Below are 16387 nucleotides of genomic sequence, written 5' to 3'. Positions count from 1 at the left end.
CGCAGATCAGTCGACGCGACGTACCAGAAGCTGGTTGCCCGGCCCCGATTGCGTTTCGAACACCTTCAATTCCTTGATCAGGTCGCTCAGCTTCTTCTTGCCATAGCTGCGGGTGTCGAAATCCGGCTTGTCGGCCTGGATCTGCTGGCCGATGCGCCCGAGCGGATACCATTCGTCATCGCTGTCGATCTTCTCCATCGCCTCGAAGATCAGCCGCCGCGCATCGGCGATATGCTGGCTGTCTAGCTTGGGCTTGGGGGCGTTTCGGGGGGTGTCGGTCACATCTTCATAGATGTTCTCGATCGCCACGAAACGGTTGCAGGCGTTCTTGAGTGCGTCCGGGGCCTTGGCCTCACCGATGCCGATCACCGTCAGCCCCTGCTCGCGGATGCGGCTGGCCAGCCGGGTGAAATCACTATCCGAGGAGACCAGCACGAAGCCGTCGAAATGGCCCGCGTGCAGGATATCCATCGCGTCGATCACAAGCCCGATATCGCTGGCATTCTTGCCCTTGGTATTGGCGGTCTGCTGGTGCTGGACAAGGCCGAGGCTTTGCGCCGTGCGGGTCCAGCCCGACAGTTGCTGGCTCGACCAGTCGCCATAGACGCGGCGCAACCCCGGCTCTCCATAGCTGGTGACCTCGCGCAGGATCGCATCGGCATATTTCGCCGGCACATTGTCGGCGTCAATCAGAACGGCAAGAAGGTGGGTGTCGCGTGTCGGCATGAAGAGGCTCCTTTGCCCCCTTCATGCCTGATCCCGCGGCGGGGCGAAAGCGATTAGGCGTCCTCGCCGATCTTGTCCTGCGTGCGGGTCTCGAAATCTTCGGCCGAGTGGCGTTCATGCAGTTGCATATGCGGCTCGCCAAAGCTGCGGTTGACCATGCGGCCCCGTTGCACCGCCGGGCGGGCGTCGATCTTTTCTGCCCATGCCATCACGTGCTTGTAGCTCTGCACATCAAGGAAGGTGCCCGCACTGTAGAGCCGTCCGAGGCACAACTGCCCATACCACGGCCAGATCGCGATATCGGCGATGGTGTAGTCCTCCCCCGCGATATAGGGCCTCTCCGACAGTTGTCGGTCGAGCACGTCAAGCTGTCGTTTGGCCTCCATCGCGAAGCGGTCGATGGGGTATTGCCACTTCTCTGGCGCGTAGGCGTAGAAATGGCCAAAGCCACCGCCGAGATAGGGCGCACTGCCCATCTGCCACATCAGCCAGTTGAGCGTTTCGGTGCGCGCCGGGCCGTGTCCCGGCAGGAAGGCGTCGAATTTCTCGGCCAGATGCATCAGGATCGAGCCGCTCTCGAACACGCGCAGCGGTGTGTCGCCGGTGCGGTCCACCAATGCGGGGATCTTGGAATTGGGGTTGATCTCGACAAAGCCACTGCCGAACTGATCACCCTCGCTGATATTGATCAGCCACGCGTCATACTCAGCGTTACGTCCGGCGTCGAGCAGTTCCTCGAACATCACCGTCGCCTTGACGCCATTGGGCGTGGCGACTGAATACAGCTGGAAGGGATGCTCTCCGACAGGCAAGTCCTTGTCATGGGTCGGGCCCGCGATGGGCCGGTTGATCGAGGCAAACTGCCCGCCAGAGGCTGCTTCCCATTTCCAGACGTCGGGCGGGGTGTAGCTGTCATTGGTCATGTGCTGATGTCCTCTCAATTTTTCTGACCGACAAGCTAACTCTTTCAGTCGCTTACACAAGCGATGCCTCCGCACAAAGTTGTGTGCGCACCTGCAAAGGCCGCTCTTACCGGAACGCAGTGATCGCGCGCGGCGTGACAGTTGCCCGGTTGGGCAGTTTGGGGCTGCGCATCCGGTTTCAAGATTGATTGAGCTAGCTAGCGCGCGGTGCGGCGCAGGCGGATCACCACATCGACCGCGCTGATTTCGGCACCTTCGGGGGCCGAGGGCAGGCGCGAGATCTCCAATTCGTCGGCAGGGGCGTCGCTGAGACGGTTTTCGTCTTCCCAGTAGAAATGCGGATGGTCATGGGTGTTGGTGTCGAAATAGCTCTTGGAGCCGTCGACCGTCACTTCCTGAATGAGCCCCGCATCGCAGAACGCGCGCAGCGTGTTGTAGACCGTGGCCAGCGACACGCTTTCGCCCTGCGTCTGCACATCTGCAAAAAGGCTTTCGGCGGTGACGTGCCGATGCTGCCCGTCGCCCACCAGAAGGCGCGCCAGTGCCACGCGTTGACGCGTCGGGCGCAGCCCGGCCCCGGAGAGCCAATCGGTCGCAACTGTGGTTGCTTGCGGTGTCATGAATGCCTTTCCCTTCTTTCATCGCAATATAGGGCGGCATGACCCCCCATTTCAAATAGAATTCCCGGGGCGGGAAACAGGGCCGCAGCAGTGCGGCAGGCTTGCAAGGGCCTTTTCCCGGGTGTTAGAGGGTTTCTGGACTGATTAATTTGCGAAGCAAGCAATGAAAGGGGCCGCCCGAATGGCCGAGTATCCGAGCAGTTTCGATCGCGACGATCTGCTGAAATGCGCCCGTGGAGAGCTTTTCGGGCCGGGCAATGCGCAATTGCCCGAACCGCCGATGCTGATGATGGATCGGATCACCGAGGTGTCGGGCGATGGCGGGGAGCATGGCAAGGGCCATATCGTGGCGGAATTCGATATTCACCCCGACCTGTGGTTCTTCAAATGCCATTTTCCGGGCAATCCGATCATGCCAGGTTGCCTCGGTCTTGACGGGCTGTGGCAACTGACCGGCTTCAACCTCGGCTGGCGCGGCTGGAAGGGGCGCGGCTATGCGCTAGGCGTGGGCGAGGTGAAGCTGACCGGGATGGTGCGCCCGGATAGAAAGTTGCTGACCTATCACGTGGATTTCACAAAGGCCGTGCAGACCCGTCGTCTCACGATGGGGGTTGCCGATGGCCGGGTTGAGGCCGATGGTGAGGTCATCTATCAGGTCAGCGATATGAAAGTGGCCCTTTCGGAAAGCTGATCCACGCTGCAACAAGGAGAGCGCCTATGCGTCGTGTCGTCGTCACCGGGATGGGGATCGTATCCAGCATCGGCAATAACGTCGAGGAGGTCCTGACCTCTCTCAAAGAGGGTCGGTCGGGCGTGTCCGCCAATGCCGCGATGGCCGAGCACGGCTTTCGCAGCCGCATCGCAGGAGACATCAAGCTCGATGTGACCGAGCACGTGGACAAGCGCACGCTGCGCTTCATGGGGCCGGGGGCGGCCTATGCGTATATCGCCATGAGGCAGGCCATTGCCGATAGCGGGCTGGAGGAGGCCGATATCATCAATCCGCGCACCGGGCTGGTTGCGGGATCGGGCGGGCCGTCCACGTCGGCGATGCTTTCGGCGCATCAGACGGTTCTGGAAAAGGGCAGCCCGAAACGTATCGGGCCGTTCGCGGTTCCCAAATGCATGTCGTCCACGATCTCGGCCAACCTGTCCACCGCTTACCAGATCAAGGGGATCAACTATTCGATCACCTCGGCCTGTTCGACCAGCCTGCATTGCATCGGCAATGCCGCTGAGCAGATCATGATGGGCAAGCAGGACCTGATGTTCGCCGGTGGCGGCGAGGAATTGGACTGGACGCTGTCGTGCCTGTTCGACGCGATGGGGGCAATGTCGTCGAAATATAACGACACGCCCGAGCGCGCGAGCCGCGCCTTTGACGCGGATCGCGACGGGTTCGTGATTTCGGGCGGCGGCGGTATCGTCGTGCTGGAGGATCTGGAGCGTGCCAAGGCACGCGGGGCCAAGATCTATGCCGAGGTGACCGGATATGGCGCCACCTCGGACGGGGCTGACATGGTCGCCCCATCGGGCGAGGGCGGCGAGCGCGCGATGCGCGTGGCGCTGTCGACCCTGCCCGACGAGCGCAAGGTAAGCTATATCAACGCGCATGGCACCTCGACGCCGGTCGGCGATGTCGGCGAGGTCGAGGCGGTGCGCCGCATCTTCGGCCAAGGCTCCACTCCGCCGATCAGTTCGACCAAGTCGATGACCGGCCATTCCCAGGGGGCCACCGGCGCGCAGGAGGCGATCTATTGCCTGCTGGCGCTGGAGCATGACTTCATCATCCCCTCGATCAATGTCGAGACGCTCGACCCGGCGCTTGACCCCGCCGAAATCGCGACTGCCCGGGTGGATAATGCCGGGCTTGATACGGTGATGACCAATTCTTTCGGCTTCGGCGGCACCAATGGCTGCATGCTGCTGAGCAAGTATCACGGATGACACGCATATGATGAATTCGATGCAGGGCAAGCGCGGCCTGATCATGGGGGTTGCGAATGACCGCTCCATCGCCTGGGGGATCGCCCGGGAGATGCACGCGGCGGGTGCAGAGCTTGCCTTTTCCTATCAGGGCGAGAATTTCGCCAAGCGCGTGGCCCCCTTGGCCGAAAGCGTCGGCTCCGACATCCTGCTCGATGTCGACGTGACCGACGATGCCTCACTCGATGCGGCCTTTCAGAAGCTGGGCGAGCAGTGGCCGACAATCGATTTCGTGGTGCACGCCATCGCCTATTCCGACAAGTCGGAACTGACGGGGCGGTTCCTCAATACCAGCCGACAGAATTTCAAGCACTCGCTGGAAATCTCGGCCTATTCTTTCATCGAGGTGGCGCGCCGGGCGCATCCCCTGATGCGCGACAAGGGCGGCTGCCTGCTGACGCTGACCTACCAGGGGTCGAACAAGGTGGTGCCGAGTTACAACGTCATGGGCGTGGCCAAGGCGGCGCTGGAGGCCGCGACGCGTTATCTGGCCAATGATCTGGGCCCCGAGGGCATCCGCGTCAACGCAATCAGCCCCGGCCCGATGAAGACACTGGCAGGCGCGGCCATCGGTGGCGCGCGCAAGACTTTCAAACATACCGAAATGAACGCGCCGATGCGCGCCAATGCCACGCTCGAGGCGATCGGTGGCACGGCGGTATACCTCGCCTCCGATGCAGGCGCCTGCACCAGCGGCGAGATCATCCATGTGGATGGCGGCTATCATGTGCTGGGCATGCCGCAGGCCGAAAACCTCTGAGCAACGGGTGCCGCCCCCGAGACCTGCGGGAGCGGCGATGCCCAGAGCCTCAAAGAATGAAGTCGTCCGAGTCGAGTTGGGCGATCGTGACATTGCGCAAGATCAGATCATGTGCGCCGAAGTCGAGCACGACGGAGGTGCCGGAAACTCGTGCGGCACCGAGAACGTCGTCGAAATCATTGACGCCGCTCAGCCCGGTCAGGTCGATCTGATCGTCTCCGGGTTCGAAATCCCGGATCACATCGCGGCCGAACCTGAAGACAAAGGTGTCGGCCCCTTCGCCGCCGGTCATCACGTCATTGCCGCGTCCGCCGTCGATGTGATCATTGCCTTCGCCACCGCTGAGCTGGTCATGGCCGCCACCACCGGACATGCGGTCATTGCCCGCGCCGCCCGCGAGACTGTCGCGGCCTTGTCCCGCGATCATCACGTCATCGCCTTCGCCTCCGAACATGCGGTCGTTGCCGCCCGCCCCGGTCATCCGGTCGTTGCCCGCGCCCGCCATCATCAGGTCATCACCCGCGCCGCCATCGAGGCTGTCGTTGCCTTCGCCGGCGTCCAGCGTGTCGTTGCCGATCCCGCCGAACAGACTGTCGTCGCCGCTGGCATCGGTGATCCTGTCGTCTCCGGCGTTGCCGACGAGCAGGTCTTCGCCCTTGCCGCCCTCGATGGTGTCAGTGCCCTCGCCGCCTTCGATGCGATCGCCATCGTCGTTGCCGTCGATCTTGTCATTTCCGTCGCCGCCGAGGAGCGTGTCGTCGCCGTCAAGTCCAGTGATCTGATCGGCGAAGGGAGTGCCTGTCAGACGGTCCGCGCTATTGGTTCCAATCAATCGTGCCATTCTGTCGATCCTTGCTGCTGGCGCCGTGTCCGGCGCGTTGGTGTCAGGCCCCGCGCGTTCGTCTTGACGGGGCTTATGACAAACGTGCTGCCTGCGGATTTATTCCCGGTCGGCTCGCGGTTCTTTGCGCGCTGCGGATGGGCGCAGGGCGTGTATGGCGTCTTGCGTCGCGGTTCCGCCTCAATCTGGCCAAGCTTGCCGATCATGCTGCAGGCATGGAACAGCAGGGCAAATCTCCGGCCGAACGCCAGATGCGCGTCGAGCAGCGCGCCCGGCGCGTGCGGGGCATGGCCTGGCCTGTGCGGATCGGCCTGCTGGGCTGTCTCGGGACGGCGATCTGGCAGGAGCCGATGCTTGCACCAGACCTGCATGACGGCATGAAGAGCGTGGCCGCGTCGATTGAAGCCCGGCTCGAGGAAAACGAACAGGTTGCGGCGTTCTTCAAGTCCTGGACCGGCGAACGGCTGGCGCAGGACGCGCCCAATCTGTCGGCGTCTCTTACCGATTTCCTGAGTAACTGACCCGTGACAGGGAATTTTCCGGGGGCATATTGACCGCAGTGTGGCGCATTCCCACTTCGGCAGTATGACGTACCAGAACCGCACCCACCCGAATGTGCCCGGCGTGGATCAATCGGATCGCACAGTGCCCGCCAATCTGCGCCAATCCGGCCCCACCCCCGTGCAGATGCTGATTTCGACCCGGGTCCGAAAATCCCCCTTCTGGCACCTGTCGATCGAGGCCGGGGCGTGGCGCGCGACGATCTACAACCGCATGTATCATCCGCGCGGCTATGCACGGCCCGAAGATGGTGGGGCGATGGCCGAGTATCGCGCGCTGGTCAATGGTGTGACCCTGTGGAATGTCGCCGTCGAGCGGCAGATCCGCGTCAAGGGACCCGATGCCGAGGATTTCGTAAACACCGTGATCACCCGCGACGCCACGCGGATCAGGCCGATGCACGGCAAATACTGCATCCTTTGCAATGACCGGGGTGGTATCCTGAACGATCCCGTCCTGCTGCGGCTGGCCGAGGACGAGTTCTGGTTTTCGATCTCGGACAGCGATCTGATGCTGTGGTTGCAGGGGGTGAACATGCCGCGCCGCTGGAATGTGGATATCCGAGAGTTGGACGTGGCACCTCTGCAGGTGCAGGGGCCGCTCTCGGAGGATCTTATGGCCGACCTGATCGGCGAGGAGTTGCGCGACATCCCGTATTACGGGTTGATGGAGGCACAGATCGAGGGCTGCCCGGTGGTGATCAGCCAGACCGGCTTCAGCGGCGAGAAGGGCTACGAGATCTATGTGCGCGATGCCTCGGAGACGGCGGAGCGGGTGTGGTATGCGCTGCGCGGTCTGGGCGCACGCTACGGGCTGAGGGTGATCGCGCCGGGTCATCATCGCCGCATCGCCGCCGGAATCCTGTCCTGGGGGCAGGACATGGATGCCGAAACCTCGCCGTTTCAGGTCAATCTGGCCTATCAGGTGCCGCGCGAAAAATCCGCCGATTACATCGGCAAGACGGCGCTGGAGGCGCAGCGTGACGAGATCGAGGCCGGGCGCTATCCGTTCTCCCTGAAGCTGGTCGGGCTAAAGATGGGGGGATTGCCGATCACCGATTATGCGCCGGATTTCTGGCTGGTGAGCGATGCCGAGGGCGCGCGCTGCGGTTATGTCACCTCGCCGTGGTATTCGCCGGAACTGGAGCAGAATATTGCCCTGGCCTATGTGCCCTGGGACAAATCCGCCATCGGCACGCGACTGCAGGTCGAATTACCAGAGATGTATCAGGAGGCGTCGGGCCAATCTGCCGCGGCGGTCGTGTCGGAAGTGCCGTTCGTCGCCTCAGAGAATCCGAGCGCGCGAGAGAGGGCACGAGGGTAGGGGCTCAACTGCAAGTCTTCGGGCGGGACCCGATGGATGCTTCCGCGAACCGGTCCGAACATGAGGTGCCGACACGTTCTTCACACAAGAACCGTGATCGGCACAGCACATATCGTCTTGCGCTTACATCGCCCGGGTCAGTGGCCGCATGGATTCATTTCGCAGGCGTTGATCGTGCCCATGCCACGGCCCCGGCAGAGGATGCGGCAGGCCGCGTCGCTGCTGCGACCAATGACGCTGGTCGGTTACCGGCGCAAAGCCGCCCGGATCGACAGGGCCGCGATAATGCCACGCAAGCTTGACCGGGTCAAAGCCTTGGGCGCAGAGAACGGACATCTCCACCTATGCTTCCATGCGGCGCGGTGGTTCGGTGCCCGGGTCGTGCGCACGGCGTGAACCGCCGGGCCGGGATGGCCGTGGGTGATGAGGATCTTCCGTGGCACCCGCCCGGTCCGGGCGGTCCCAGATAGTTCGCGCAAAAATCTAGGCCAGTCTTTAAGGTGGACCGGATGATGAAAGAGACGATCCAACATGGCAATGGGGAGGACGCAAAGGGCGGTCTGACTTCGGTTACAACTCGATGTTCACCCGTCAGCATGTACCGGGTCTGCACTACCTGTCTGTCTGGCTCTATCGACTGTCCTGACAGATGATCGCCACGCACGAGAAAGCGAGCCTCGATACGCAAGGCCAGCGGCCCGCCCGAGATCAGCGGCGCACCATCAGATGCGGGGCGCTGAGCGTGGATGTGCAGATGCGGCTCGGCCGATGCACCGGAATTGGCGACCTGCCCAGCACGTCAGCCACGTTGACAAGATCGTTGGGCATTACGGACACGCTGCTCTGCCGCATGTGGGCAAACACGATCTCGGACGCGCCGCGACGCAGGATGACGTGGCTGTCAATGCGGTTGACCTGATCGCTCTTCGACATCTCGAAATCCGGCATCTCCCCTTCCGTGGCGACCATCGTGCCAGCGCAGGGCGCGCACAGCCCCGAAGGCCGCAGCGGCCAAAACCTCGGCCCCGGCGGCAAAGCCCGAAAACGGGGCGGCGCCGGGCCCCGCGACGATCTGCACCACCGCCGTGCCATGATCGGGCGGCGCGGGGCGCTCGCCCTCGGCCCGCACCGACCGGCAGTTGAGACGCACCCCCTCCAATGCCGGATGGCCAGGGTTGACCGGGCCGTCGATCCCCCCGATGTGCACGGGTCGGTCGAGACGGCAGGCCCGCCCCGGATCGTCGCCGCGGCATAGAGCATCGCCGGGCGCGTCATCAGAACGATCTTTCCCTGCGCCCTTGGCGGCGGGCCGCGCACCGCGCGCGTCAACGTGCTGCCCGGTGCGGCACAGCCTGTCTGCGTGGCCGCCAGCCACGGCATGAGGCCAAGCAAAAGCGCGAGGATGAGACCGTCGGTGCGCCCGTCGGCCCCCATGGCCGACACCCGCCAGAGCGGCGGATCGACCCCGGCCAGCCGCGCCAGCGTTGGCGGGCGCGACCCGGTGCCCGTGGCAGCGGTAGGCGGCACATGCACTGGCCTGCTTTCGATTGTCGAATTGGTAGGCAGTTGCGCCGAAGCGTGCTTCGGTTCAATGCGTTTTTAACGCAAGCAGAGGTGGTCGTGGAAATGCCGATCAGTTGTCCAGGTGGATCGCATGACGAAAGAGAGGTTCAAGCGCCACAAAGAGAACGACGCATAGCCCTGGTGATCCTGTGCCTTCTTCGGCCCCCACCTTTGTGCGCGCGCGGCGGAGGAGGCGTTTGCTGTCGCTCCGGCGTAAGGCGATTAACGTATTGAGAATATGTGATTTAAATTCCAAAATAAAGCAAGCTGTATAGCAAAATGTATAGCGGGAATATCAACTCCCTTTGCTATCATCACGTTGCCCAAAATGCGGCTCGGCGCAACCGCCCAGACGTGTAACCGGGCGCGATCCATGCAAACCTCTGGCTCGTCGGCGTGCGAGCGGATATGTTACAAGGCGTGACGAACCAGTTCCCACCAGAAGATCAAGGGCGAGCCCAAGGGCAGATGGCAGGGGCTCCGGCATTCCTGTGGATCCTGGTCGGCATCATGGCCGTGATCGAGGTCGCTCTCAGCCTCTCCGAGGCCGGATACCTGGGGTCATTCAACTGGAGATGGCCAGCATTCGCCGCGGGCGCGTTCTGGCAGCCGATCTTCGCGGGCGACATGACGCCGCTCTATCCGGGGCAGAGGCTGGTCATGCTGGTTACATATGCGTTCCTGCACGGCGGCATTGCGCATTTCGCTATCAACAGCGTCATCTTGCTTTCACTCGGCAAGCTTGCCGCCAGTCGCATCGGGGCAGCCAAAACGCTCTTGCTGTTGTTACTCTCGACCGTCGGTGGTGGGCTTGCCTTTGGGATGTTGTCACAGAGTGCCGGGCCGATGATCGGCGCGTCGGGCGCGGTGTTCGGGTTGATCGGGCTCTGGCAGGCCTGGGACTACCGATTTCGGAAAGATGCAGGGCTTCCGCTTCGTCCGTTGGTCACCGCGATCCTTGGGCTCGCCGTTGCAAATATCGTGCTTTTCGTGATCCTCGCCGGTGGCTTGGCTTGGGAAGCGCATCTCGGCGGCTGGCTGGTCGGCTGGGTCATGGCGCTGCGGCTCTCGATTCGAAATGTGCACATTTGAGCGGCGCCTGTCTCTTCGACAGAGTTGCTTTCAAACACCTAGAGGCTTTGGTTAGCGCGGTTTCACGCTGACCAATTTGATGTCTTCAAATGTACCCACGATCTACCGCCAGATGCGCGCGCATGATGATGGACCGACGGGCAGATCAATGGACCGGAACAGGTGATCTTGTGCGCTCTGCTGCACAAATCACCTGATGTCGCGTGGGAGTAGAAAAGTTTTGGAGTTACACCACGGCGCTGGCCTCTGTGAGTTCGTAACTTATGTCGCCGATGACGACACTTTCGAAGCGCTCTGCGATGTTCACAGCCAGTTCCGAAGCGATTTCCCTGATCCGGGTCTGTTCGAGCGTGCACTCCGTGTCATGCATAGCGGGCTTGCCAACCGGAAGCTCGATGCGATCAAGGATTACAGTATGAAAACGGGCATCTGCATCGAAAGTGCCGCGCAGTGGAGGACGTAGGGATGAGGGCGACCCGGGGCAGGGTCAGAACCCTGCCGCGTGGCCGTCCTTACGCGGATCGGAGCCCCCGCTCAGAAGGCCTCGCTCATGGTCGATGAGAATGGCCTGGCAGCCGCCGAGCGGGTCCTGCGCCATGCGCAGACGGTGGCCCTTGTCGGTCAAGGCCTGCAGGATCGCAGGCGGCAGGCTGCGTTCGACCTCGACCTCGGCGCCGGTCGCCAGAAGCCGCGGCATGTCGATGGCCGCCTGCAGATCCATGCCGTAATCGACGAGGCTGGAGACGATCCGCGCATGTCCGAACGGCTGGTAATCCCCACCCATGACGCCAAAGGACAGCCGGACGCGGTCGCCTTCGGTCGCCATGCCCGGCATGATCGTGTGCATCGGTCGCTTGCCAGGGGCCAACGCGTTGGGATGCGCGGGGTCGAGCGTGAAGGAATTGCCACGGTTCTGGAAAAGCACGCCGGTCTCCGGGCAGAGGATGCCGCTGCCGAAGGAATCGAAGATCGAGTTGATGAAACTGACCGTGTTCAGGTCCCGGTCAACCACGGTCATGTAGACCGTCTCTGAGGTTGACAGCCCAAGGACGCCGATATCGGGCATGGCATGATCGGGTGAAATGCGCGTCCGCAGCCCGGCGGCCCAGTCCTTTGACAGGATCGCATCGAGCGGAACCTGCATCGCCTCGGGGTCGGCGATGTGGCGGTCGCGCATGGCATAGGCAAGTCGCCCGGTCTCGATCTCGAGGTGAAGGCGCTCCGCCGACAGCGGATCGAGCGCGGCCATGTCGAAGCCTTCCAGCAGGTTGAGCATCATCAGCGCCGTGATCCCCTGATTACTGGGCGGCACCTGATGGATATCGAGGCTCCGGTAGCGCGTGCTCGCCGGGGTGACGTAGTCGCCCTGAACGCCGTGAAAATCCGCCTCCTCGTGCAAGCCGCCATGGGCCTTCAGGCTGCGCACCATGGCAGCGGCCAGCGGACCCTCGTAAAAGGCGCGCGTGCCCTGCGTTGCGATGGTCTCGAGCGTGTCGGCAAGCCGTTCCTGGCGGTGAATGTCGCCCTCGGCGGGCACCTGCCCCGAGGGCAGGAACAGCGCGCGCGTCGCCTCGCGCGCCGCAAGATGGGAACGCGCGCGCAGCCAGTCCCGCCGCACCCGCGCATGGACAGGATAGCCGTCGCGCGCATAGCCGATGGCCGGTGCGAGCAGCCGGGCGAACTCCATCCGCCCATGATCGGCATGCAGCCGCCCCCAGCCGTCGACCGCCCCCGGCAGGGTCACCGCATGCACAGAATCTTCGGCGATCCGCGTCAGGCCCTCGGCGCGCAGGCGCTCGATACTGGCCGCAGCGGGGGCCCGACCGGAGCCGTTGAAGGCGATGACCTGGGCAGAGCCCTTGGGACAATAGAGCGCAAAGCAATCCCCGCCGATCCCGGTCATCTGCGGCTCGACTACCGCCATGACCGCAGACCCGGTGATCGCCGCGTCGATGGCATTGCCACCCTCGCGCAGCACGTTGAGCGCGGCCTCGGTCGCCAGAGGGTGCGAGGTGGCCACCATCGCATTCTGAGCGTGGACGGTGGAACGGCCGGGGAAGTGGAAATCACGCATGGTCTTGTCTTTCATTCGGTTTTGGGGCGCATCGGGGCACGCTGCCCATCGTCGCGCCGGACTTGGTTGATCTGCCTGATGATCTGCATGTTCTGGCGCGACGACCGGATGTGCGCGCGCGCCGCCGCGACCGCCGCAGGCGCATCGCGCGCCATCACGGCTGTTACGATGGTGCGGTGCTCTTCCACGGCCATCTTCCATTGATCTATCCAGCGCACCTCGACCCAGAGCGCGAGCCGCAACTGGTCATAGACGCGCTGCGTGATCTCTCTCAGCGCCGGGTTGCGCGTCATGTCGAGGATCACCTCATGCACCTTGAGGCCCAGCTCCAGTTCCCGGGCATAGACCTCGGGCGTGCGCTCATGCACCCGGTCGAGCGCCTCGATCTCCTCCATCACGGCAGCAAGCCGGCGCAGGTCGTCCTCGGTCGCCGTCTCCACGGCGATCTCGGCGGCCAGCGCATCGAGACCTTCGCGCACGACGAGCAGATCGCAGACCGCGTCGATGTCGAGATTGGCGACCGAGTAGCCGCTGTTCGGCTGGCTGACCACCAGCCCCTCGCGCTCCAGCCGGTTGAGCGCTTCGCGCAGCGGCGTGCGGCCAATATCGAACTCGCGCATCAGCCGCGCCTCGGACAGGCGCTCTCCGCGTCTGAGCTGGCCGTGAAGGATGCCCTGCTTCAGGGTCCGATACGCCTTTTCCCGCAGCATGCCACGCGGTGTCGGGGGGCCGCCATGGGTGTGATCTTCGGTAAGGCCGGTCATCGGGTCAATCCTTGGGCAAGGGCGGTGCGCGGGGCGTGCGAGGGTTGCAGATGCTGGTTGAGCCGCCGCTCCACGCGCCGCGCCATGAAGATGAAACCATAGACAAGGATGAGATAGAGAATCGCGGCAAGGCCGAACGCCTCGTAGAAGGTGAAATGCCGCGCCCCGATGGCACGCGCCACCCCGGTGATGTCCATGATCGTGATGATGGAGACCAGCGAGGTCGCCTGGATCTGATAGACCACCTCGTTGGTATAGGCGGGCCATCCGATGCGGATTGCGCGCGGCAGGATGATGAATCGCAGCCGCATCGGCCATTTCAACCCGAGCGAGCGGGCCGCCTCGATCTCGCCTTTGGGAACGGCCTGGATCGCACCTCTGAGGATCTCGGAGCTATAGGCCCCGGTATTGAGCGTCAGCGTCAGCAAGGCGCAAAACCAGGGATCGCGAAAGAAGCCCCAGAGACCGACCGCGTCAAGCGCATGGCGGAATTGGCCGCTGCCGTAATAGATCAGGAAAATCTGCGCGAGCAGCGGCGTTCCCCGGAAGAAGAAGACATAGCCCGTGGAGATGCCCCTGAGCACCCGACTGGCGGACAGCCGCGCCAGGGCTACCGGCACGGCGATACAGAGCCCCAGCAGACAGCTATAGGTCGCCAGCTGCACCGTCAGCCACGCCCCCTCCAGAAATCTCGGCAGGTTCTCGACAACGAAGGAGAGCATTACAAGGCCCCTTCGGTGGTGCCGCGCGATGCCCAGGTTTCCAACCGCCCCTGTCCCCACATCGAAACCAGCGTAATGCTCAGATAGAGCAGGCAGGCCATGAAGAAGAAGGTAAAGGGCTGCTGGGTCGAGCGGGCGGCGATGTCAGCGTTGCGCATCAGTTCCGGCAACTGGATGATCGAGATGAGCGCCGTCGCCTTGACGAGGACCATCCAGACGTTGCCGAGCCCGGGCAAGGCATAGCGCATCATCTGCGGCAGTTCGACCTTGCGAAACGTGACCATCGACGACAGACCGAGCGCAAGTGCGGCCTCGCGCTGACCGGGTGGCACGGCGAGGTAGGCCGCGCGATAGACCTCGCAGGCGAAGGCCGCATAGATCAGCGTCAGCGTGCCGATCCCCGCCACGAAGGGATTGATCGCGAGCGTCACGTCATGGCCCATGCCGCCAAGCGTATCCTGCACCAGCGTCGGCAGCCCGTAATAGATCAGCAGCAGCAGGACGAGTTCCGGCACCCCGCGCACGACGGTCGTGTAGCCTTCGATCAGGACCCGGCCCGCCTTGGGGGCAAAGAGCTTTCCCGCAGCGGCGGCAAGCCCCAGGATCAGCGCACCGATCATGGACGCGATCGCAACGCCGAGCGTCATCATCAGCCCGTCGATCAGCAGGCTCCCATAGCCCTGAAGATCAGGCATTGGCATTTCTCCGGATGGTTTTCGGTCTCATGCAGGACAAGACCCGGCCGTCACGGCGATGACGGACAGCCGGGTCAGAGGGGTGTCAGCCGCCGTAGACGTTCAGGCCGAACCACTTGTCGGAGATCTCCTGGTAGGTGCCGTTCTCACGCAGCGCCGTGATCGCCTCGGAGAACGCGTCGGCAAGCGCCTTGTCGTCCTTGCGGACCGCGACACCGGCCCCATAGCCGAACCACTCGGGCCCGGTGAATTCGGGTCCGCGCATCTCGAAACCCTCGCCCTCAGGCTTGCCCAGAAAGCCGTTCTGGATCGCCACCACGTCTCCCATCACAGCATCGACCCGGCCGGAGGTGAGATCGAGATAGGCCTCGTCCATGGTGCCATAGAGCCGCAGTTCGGTGCCCGGCATCTTGTCGTTCATGTAGCGCTCGAAACTCGTGGCGCGCTGCGTGCCGACCACTGCACCGTCAAGCCCTTCAGCGGAGATCTCAAGGTCACTGTCGCTCGGCACGAGAAAGCGGGCGGGCACCTGGTAATACTTGTCGGAGAAGGCGATCACTTCGCGCCGTTCGTCGGTGATGTAGAGTGAGGCGATGATCGCGTCGTATTTCTGCGCCTGAAGCCCGGGGATGATGCCGTCCCAGTCCTGGGTCAGCCACTCGCACTCGATCTCGAGATGCGCGCACATCGCGTTGCCCAGGTCGACCTCGAACCCCTGCACGTTGCCGTCGGAATCGGTGAAATTGAAGGGCGGATAGGCTCCTTCCGTGCCGATCACCAATTTTTCCGGCACGTCCTGCGCCCATGCGGCCCCCGTCAGTGCGACCGTGACGGCCAGCCCATATGCCGCTTTCCTGAGTAGTTCCTTCATATCAACCTCCTTGTCGTATCTCCGCGCTGTCCGCCGCGCGTCGGGGTTCAGCTTGATACACAAAATTGTATATAATCAAGCATTCAATCCAGAATATTTTTCTTCAGGTGGCTGAGTTGTCCAGAAAGGCGCTTGTTTGGCGAAGATCTGCGCACGCGCGGCGACCGTGATGGCCGCCATGGGCCGAAGGCTCGCCCAAATTCAGGGGTCAGACACGAATCGTGCTGCTCCAGTTCAGGGCTCGCTTGGAAACCCTAGCACGAGGCCCGTGGCAAGGAATGGCTACGCCTCTGCCCCTCGCCGGATCACGACGAAAAGATTTACAAGACGTTTCCATGAGGCTGCCTCAAGGTCTACATAGGCGGAAGTTCTCCGGAATAATGTGAACCCTAGGTTGCGGGAAACCGCCTTTTTTCATGGAGAAAGTAAGACCGAAGGTTGTGCAAGAGATTTACATTGGAATGCACAGAAAAAACTCTCGGATTCATGTAGACCGTTTGGGCATCGTGCGGGACAAGGTCCCCATGGATGATGGACCGGTCAGAGATGCAGATGACCGAGAGAGTGACCCGGTCAAGGATCATGCGCGGGAGCGTGGCGAGGCAGGCGCACGCTTTATTTCTTCTAATTTAACCGTGACGGTGCTCCCTTCGGATGTGTGAGGCATAACCAATCATGCGCACTCGTAGACGACGTTGCGAACGGAACGCTGGTCGCCATCCACTGCAAGGTCAACATCGAAATGAGCTTGGCATTTTTGTCCGCGGCGCGAGTTGCCCAAGACAACTGCGCGCAGTTTTTGGATTCGCTCAGTAAACGTGTGTTCAAGGGCTGTGGTTATGTCCGAACTTGGCACGTTTACAAAA

At 62.7% G+C, this 16387-nt stretch carries 20 protein-coding genes; 7 read left to right on the top strand and 13 right to left on the bottom strand.

From position 1 onward, the window contains the following. Positions 1-6: 6 nt before the first annotated feature. The 3 genes from ACSSV4_RS16325 to irrA all read right to left on the bottom strand — a co-directional run bounded on the left by ACSSV4_RS16325 (position 7) and on the right by irrA (position 2269). A complete protein-coding gene (locus ACSSV4_RS16325) occupies positions 7-726 on the bottom strand; it encodes an NYN domain-containing protein (RefSeq protein WP_454276157.1) in 720 nt (239 codons plus the stop codon). Between the two features lie 53 nt (positions 727-779). Then, a complete protein-coding gene (gene yghU / locus ACSSV4_RS16320; protein ID WP_454276156.1) occupies positions 780-1649 on the bottom strand; it encodes a glutathione-dependent disulfide-bond oxidoreductase in 870 nt (289 codons plus the stop codon). 197 nt (positions 1650-1846) lie between these two features. Further along, positions 1847-2269 (bottom strand): iron response transcriptional regulator IrrA, encoded by a 423-nt coding sequence (gene irrA / locus ACSSV4_RS16315; RefSeq protein WP_454276155.1) that lies wholly within the window; start codon positions 2267-2269, stop codon positions 1847-1849. Positions 2270-2450: 181 nt separating this feature from the next. On the opposite strand from irrA, the gene fabA reads away from it, so the two are divergent. From fabA to ACSSV4_RS16300, 3 genes are read left to right on the top strand one after another with little or no spacing between them, the layout of a single operon-like run. Continuing rightward, positions 2451-2960, top strand: coding sequence for a bifunctional 3-hydroxydecanoyl-ACP dehydratase/trans-2-decenoyl-ACP isomerase (gene fabA, locus ACSSV4_RS16310; protein ID WP_454276154.1), 510 nt, complete (start codon positions 2451-2453; stop codon positions 2958-2960). A 26-nt stretch (positions 2961-2986) separates the two neighbouring features. Beyond that, positions 2987-4216, top strand: a complete 1230-nt coding sequence (gene fabB, locus ACSSV4_RS16305; protein ID WP_454276153.1) for a beta-ketoacyl-ACP synthase I — start codon at positions 2987-2989, stop codon at positions 4214-4216. A 7-nt stretch (positions 4217-4223) separates the two neighbouring features. After that, the gene (locus ACSSV4_RS16300; protein WP_454276152.1) at positions 4224-5015 is read left to right on the top strand and encodes an enoyl-ACP reductase FabI; all 792 of its coding nucleotides are present in this window, start codon (positions 4224-4226) and stop codon (positions 5013-5015) included. Positions 5016-5064: 49 nt separating this feature from the next. Here ACSSV4_RS16300 and ACSSV4_RS16295 read toward each other — a convergent pair whose 3' ends face one another. Further along, positions 5065-5856, bottom strand: coding sequence for a calcium-binding protein (locus ACSSV4_RS16295; protein WP_454276151.1), 792 nt, complete (start codon positions 5854-5856; stop codon positions 5065-5067). Continuing rightward, the gene (locus ACSSV4_RS16290; RefSeq protein WP_454276150.1) at positions 5844-6062 is read right to left on the bottom strand and encodes a hypothetical protein; all 219 of its coding nucleotides are present in this window, start codon (positions 6060-6062) and stop codon (positions 5844-5846) included. Before ACSSV4_RS16290 ends, ACSSV4_RS16295 begins: the two co-directional genes overlap by 13 nt. A gap of 9 nt (positions 6063-6071) precedes the next feature. On the opposite strand from ACSSV4_RS16290, the gene ACSSV4_RS16285 reads away from it, so the two are divergent. Together ACSSV4_RS16285 and ACSSV4_RS16280 are read left to right on the top strand one after the other, a co-directional pair. After that, positions 6072-6377, top strand: a complete 306-nt coding sequence (locus ACSSV4_RS16285) for a hypothetical protein (protein WP_454276149.1) — start codon at positions 6072-6074, stop codon at positions 6375-6377. Between the two features lie 64 nt (positions 6378-6441). Then, complete coding sequence (locus tag ACSSV4_RS16280) at positions 6442-7740, top strand: glycine cleavage T C-terminal barrel domain-containing protein (protein WP_454276148.1); 1299 nt, start codon at positions 6442-6444, stop codon at positions 7738-7740. Between the two features lie 708 nt (positions 7741-8448). On the opposite strand, the gene ACSSV4_RS16275 is transcribed toward ACSSV4_RS16280, so the two are convergent. Then, positions 8449-8673 (bottom strand): hypothetical protein, encoded by a 225-nt coding sequence (locus tag ACSSV4_RS16275; protein ID WP_454276147.1) that lies wholly within the window; start codon positions 8671-8673, stop codon positions 8449-8451. Next, on the bottom strand, positions 8642-9115 hold the full coding sequence (locus tag ACSSV4_RS16270; protein ID WP_454276146.1) for a hypothetical protein: 474 nt from the start codon (positions 9113-9115) through the stop codon (positions 8642-8644). The genes ACSSV4_RS16275 and ACSSV4_RS16270 overlap by 32 nt, the downstream gene beginning before the upstream one ends. A 596-nt stretch (positions 9116-9711) precedes the next feature. Between ACSSV4_RS16270 and ACSSV4_RS16265 the strand changes: the two genes are divergently transcribed. Further along, positions 9712-10395 (top strand): rhomboid family intramembrane serine protease, encoded by a 684-nt coding sequence (locus ACSSV4_RS16265; RefSeq protein ID WP_454276145.1) that lies wholly within the window; start codon positions 9712-9714, stop codon positions 10393-10395. 226 nt (positions 10396-10621) lie between these two features. Here the strand turns inward: ACSSV4_RS16265 and ACSSV4_RS16260 are convergent, their stop codons facing one another. From ACSSV4_RS16260 to ACSSV4_RS16235, 6 genes are all read right to left on the bottom strand, one after another. Further along, positions 10622-10765 (bottom strand): hypothetical protein, encoded by a 144-nt coding sequence (locus tag ACSSV4_RS16260; protein ID WP_454276144.1) that lies wholly within the window; start codon positions 10763-10765, stop codon positions 10622-10624. Positions 10766-10882: 117 nt separating this feature from the next. After that, entirely contained in the window at positions 10883-12484 is a 1602-nt protein-coding gene (gene ggt, locus ACSSV4_RS16255; protein WP_454276143.1) for a gamma-glutamyltransferase, read from the bottom strand. Then, positions 12481-13233 carry a GntR family transcriptional regulator gene (locus tag ACSSV4_RS16250; protein WP_454276142.1) on the bottom strand — a complete coding sequence of 251 codons (753 nt, stop codon included), beginning with the start codon at positions 13231-13233 and terminating at the stop codon, positions 12481-12483. The genes ggt and ACSSV4_RS16250 overlap by 4 nt, the downstream gene beginning before the upstream one ends. After that, entirely contained in the window at positions 13230-13955 is a 726-nt protein-coding gene (locus ACSSV4_RS16245) for an ABC transporter permease (RefSeq protein WP_454276141.1), read from the bottom strand. The genes ACSSV4_RS16250 and ACSSV4_RS16245 overlap by 4 nt, the downstream gene beginning before the upstream one ends. Beyond that, positions 13955-14650: an ABC transporter permease gene (locus ACSSV4_RS16240; protein WP_454276140.1), complete on the bottom strand. Its 696-nt coding sequence runs from the start codon at positions 14648-14650 to the stop codon at positions 13955-13957. The genes ACSSV4_RS16245 and ACSSV4_RS16240 overlap by 1 nt, the downstream gene beginning before the upstream one ends. Positions 14651-14735: 85 nt before the next feature. Then, positions 14736-15521 carry a lysine/arginine/ornithine ABC transporter substrate-binding protein gene (locus ACSSV4_RS16235; protein ID WP_454276139.1) on the bottom strand — a complete coding sequence of 262 codons (786 nt, stop codon included), beginning with the start codon at positions 15519-15521 and terminating at the stop codon, positions 14736-14738. Positions 15522-15937: 416 nt separating this feature from the next. On the opposite strand from ACSSV4_RS16235, the gene ACSSV4_RS16230 reads away from it, so the two are divergent. Then, a complete protein-coding gene (locus ACSSV4_RS16230; protein WP_454276138.1) occupies positions 15938-16183 on the top strand; it encodes a hypothetical protein in 246 nt (81 codons plus the stop codon). The last annotated feature ends 204 nt before the right edge of the window (positions 16184-16387 follow it).

The organism is Roseovarius sp. MBR-154, assembly GCF_053628595.1.
The sequence above is the reverse complement of the archived record's forward strand: the minus strand, read 5'-3'. Positions and strand labels throughout refer to the sequence as shown.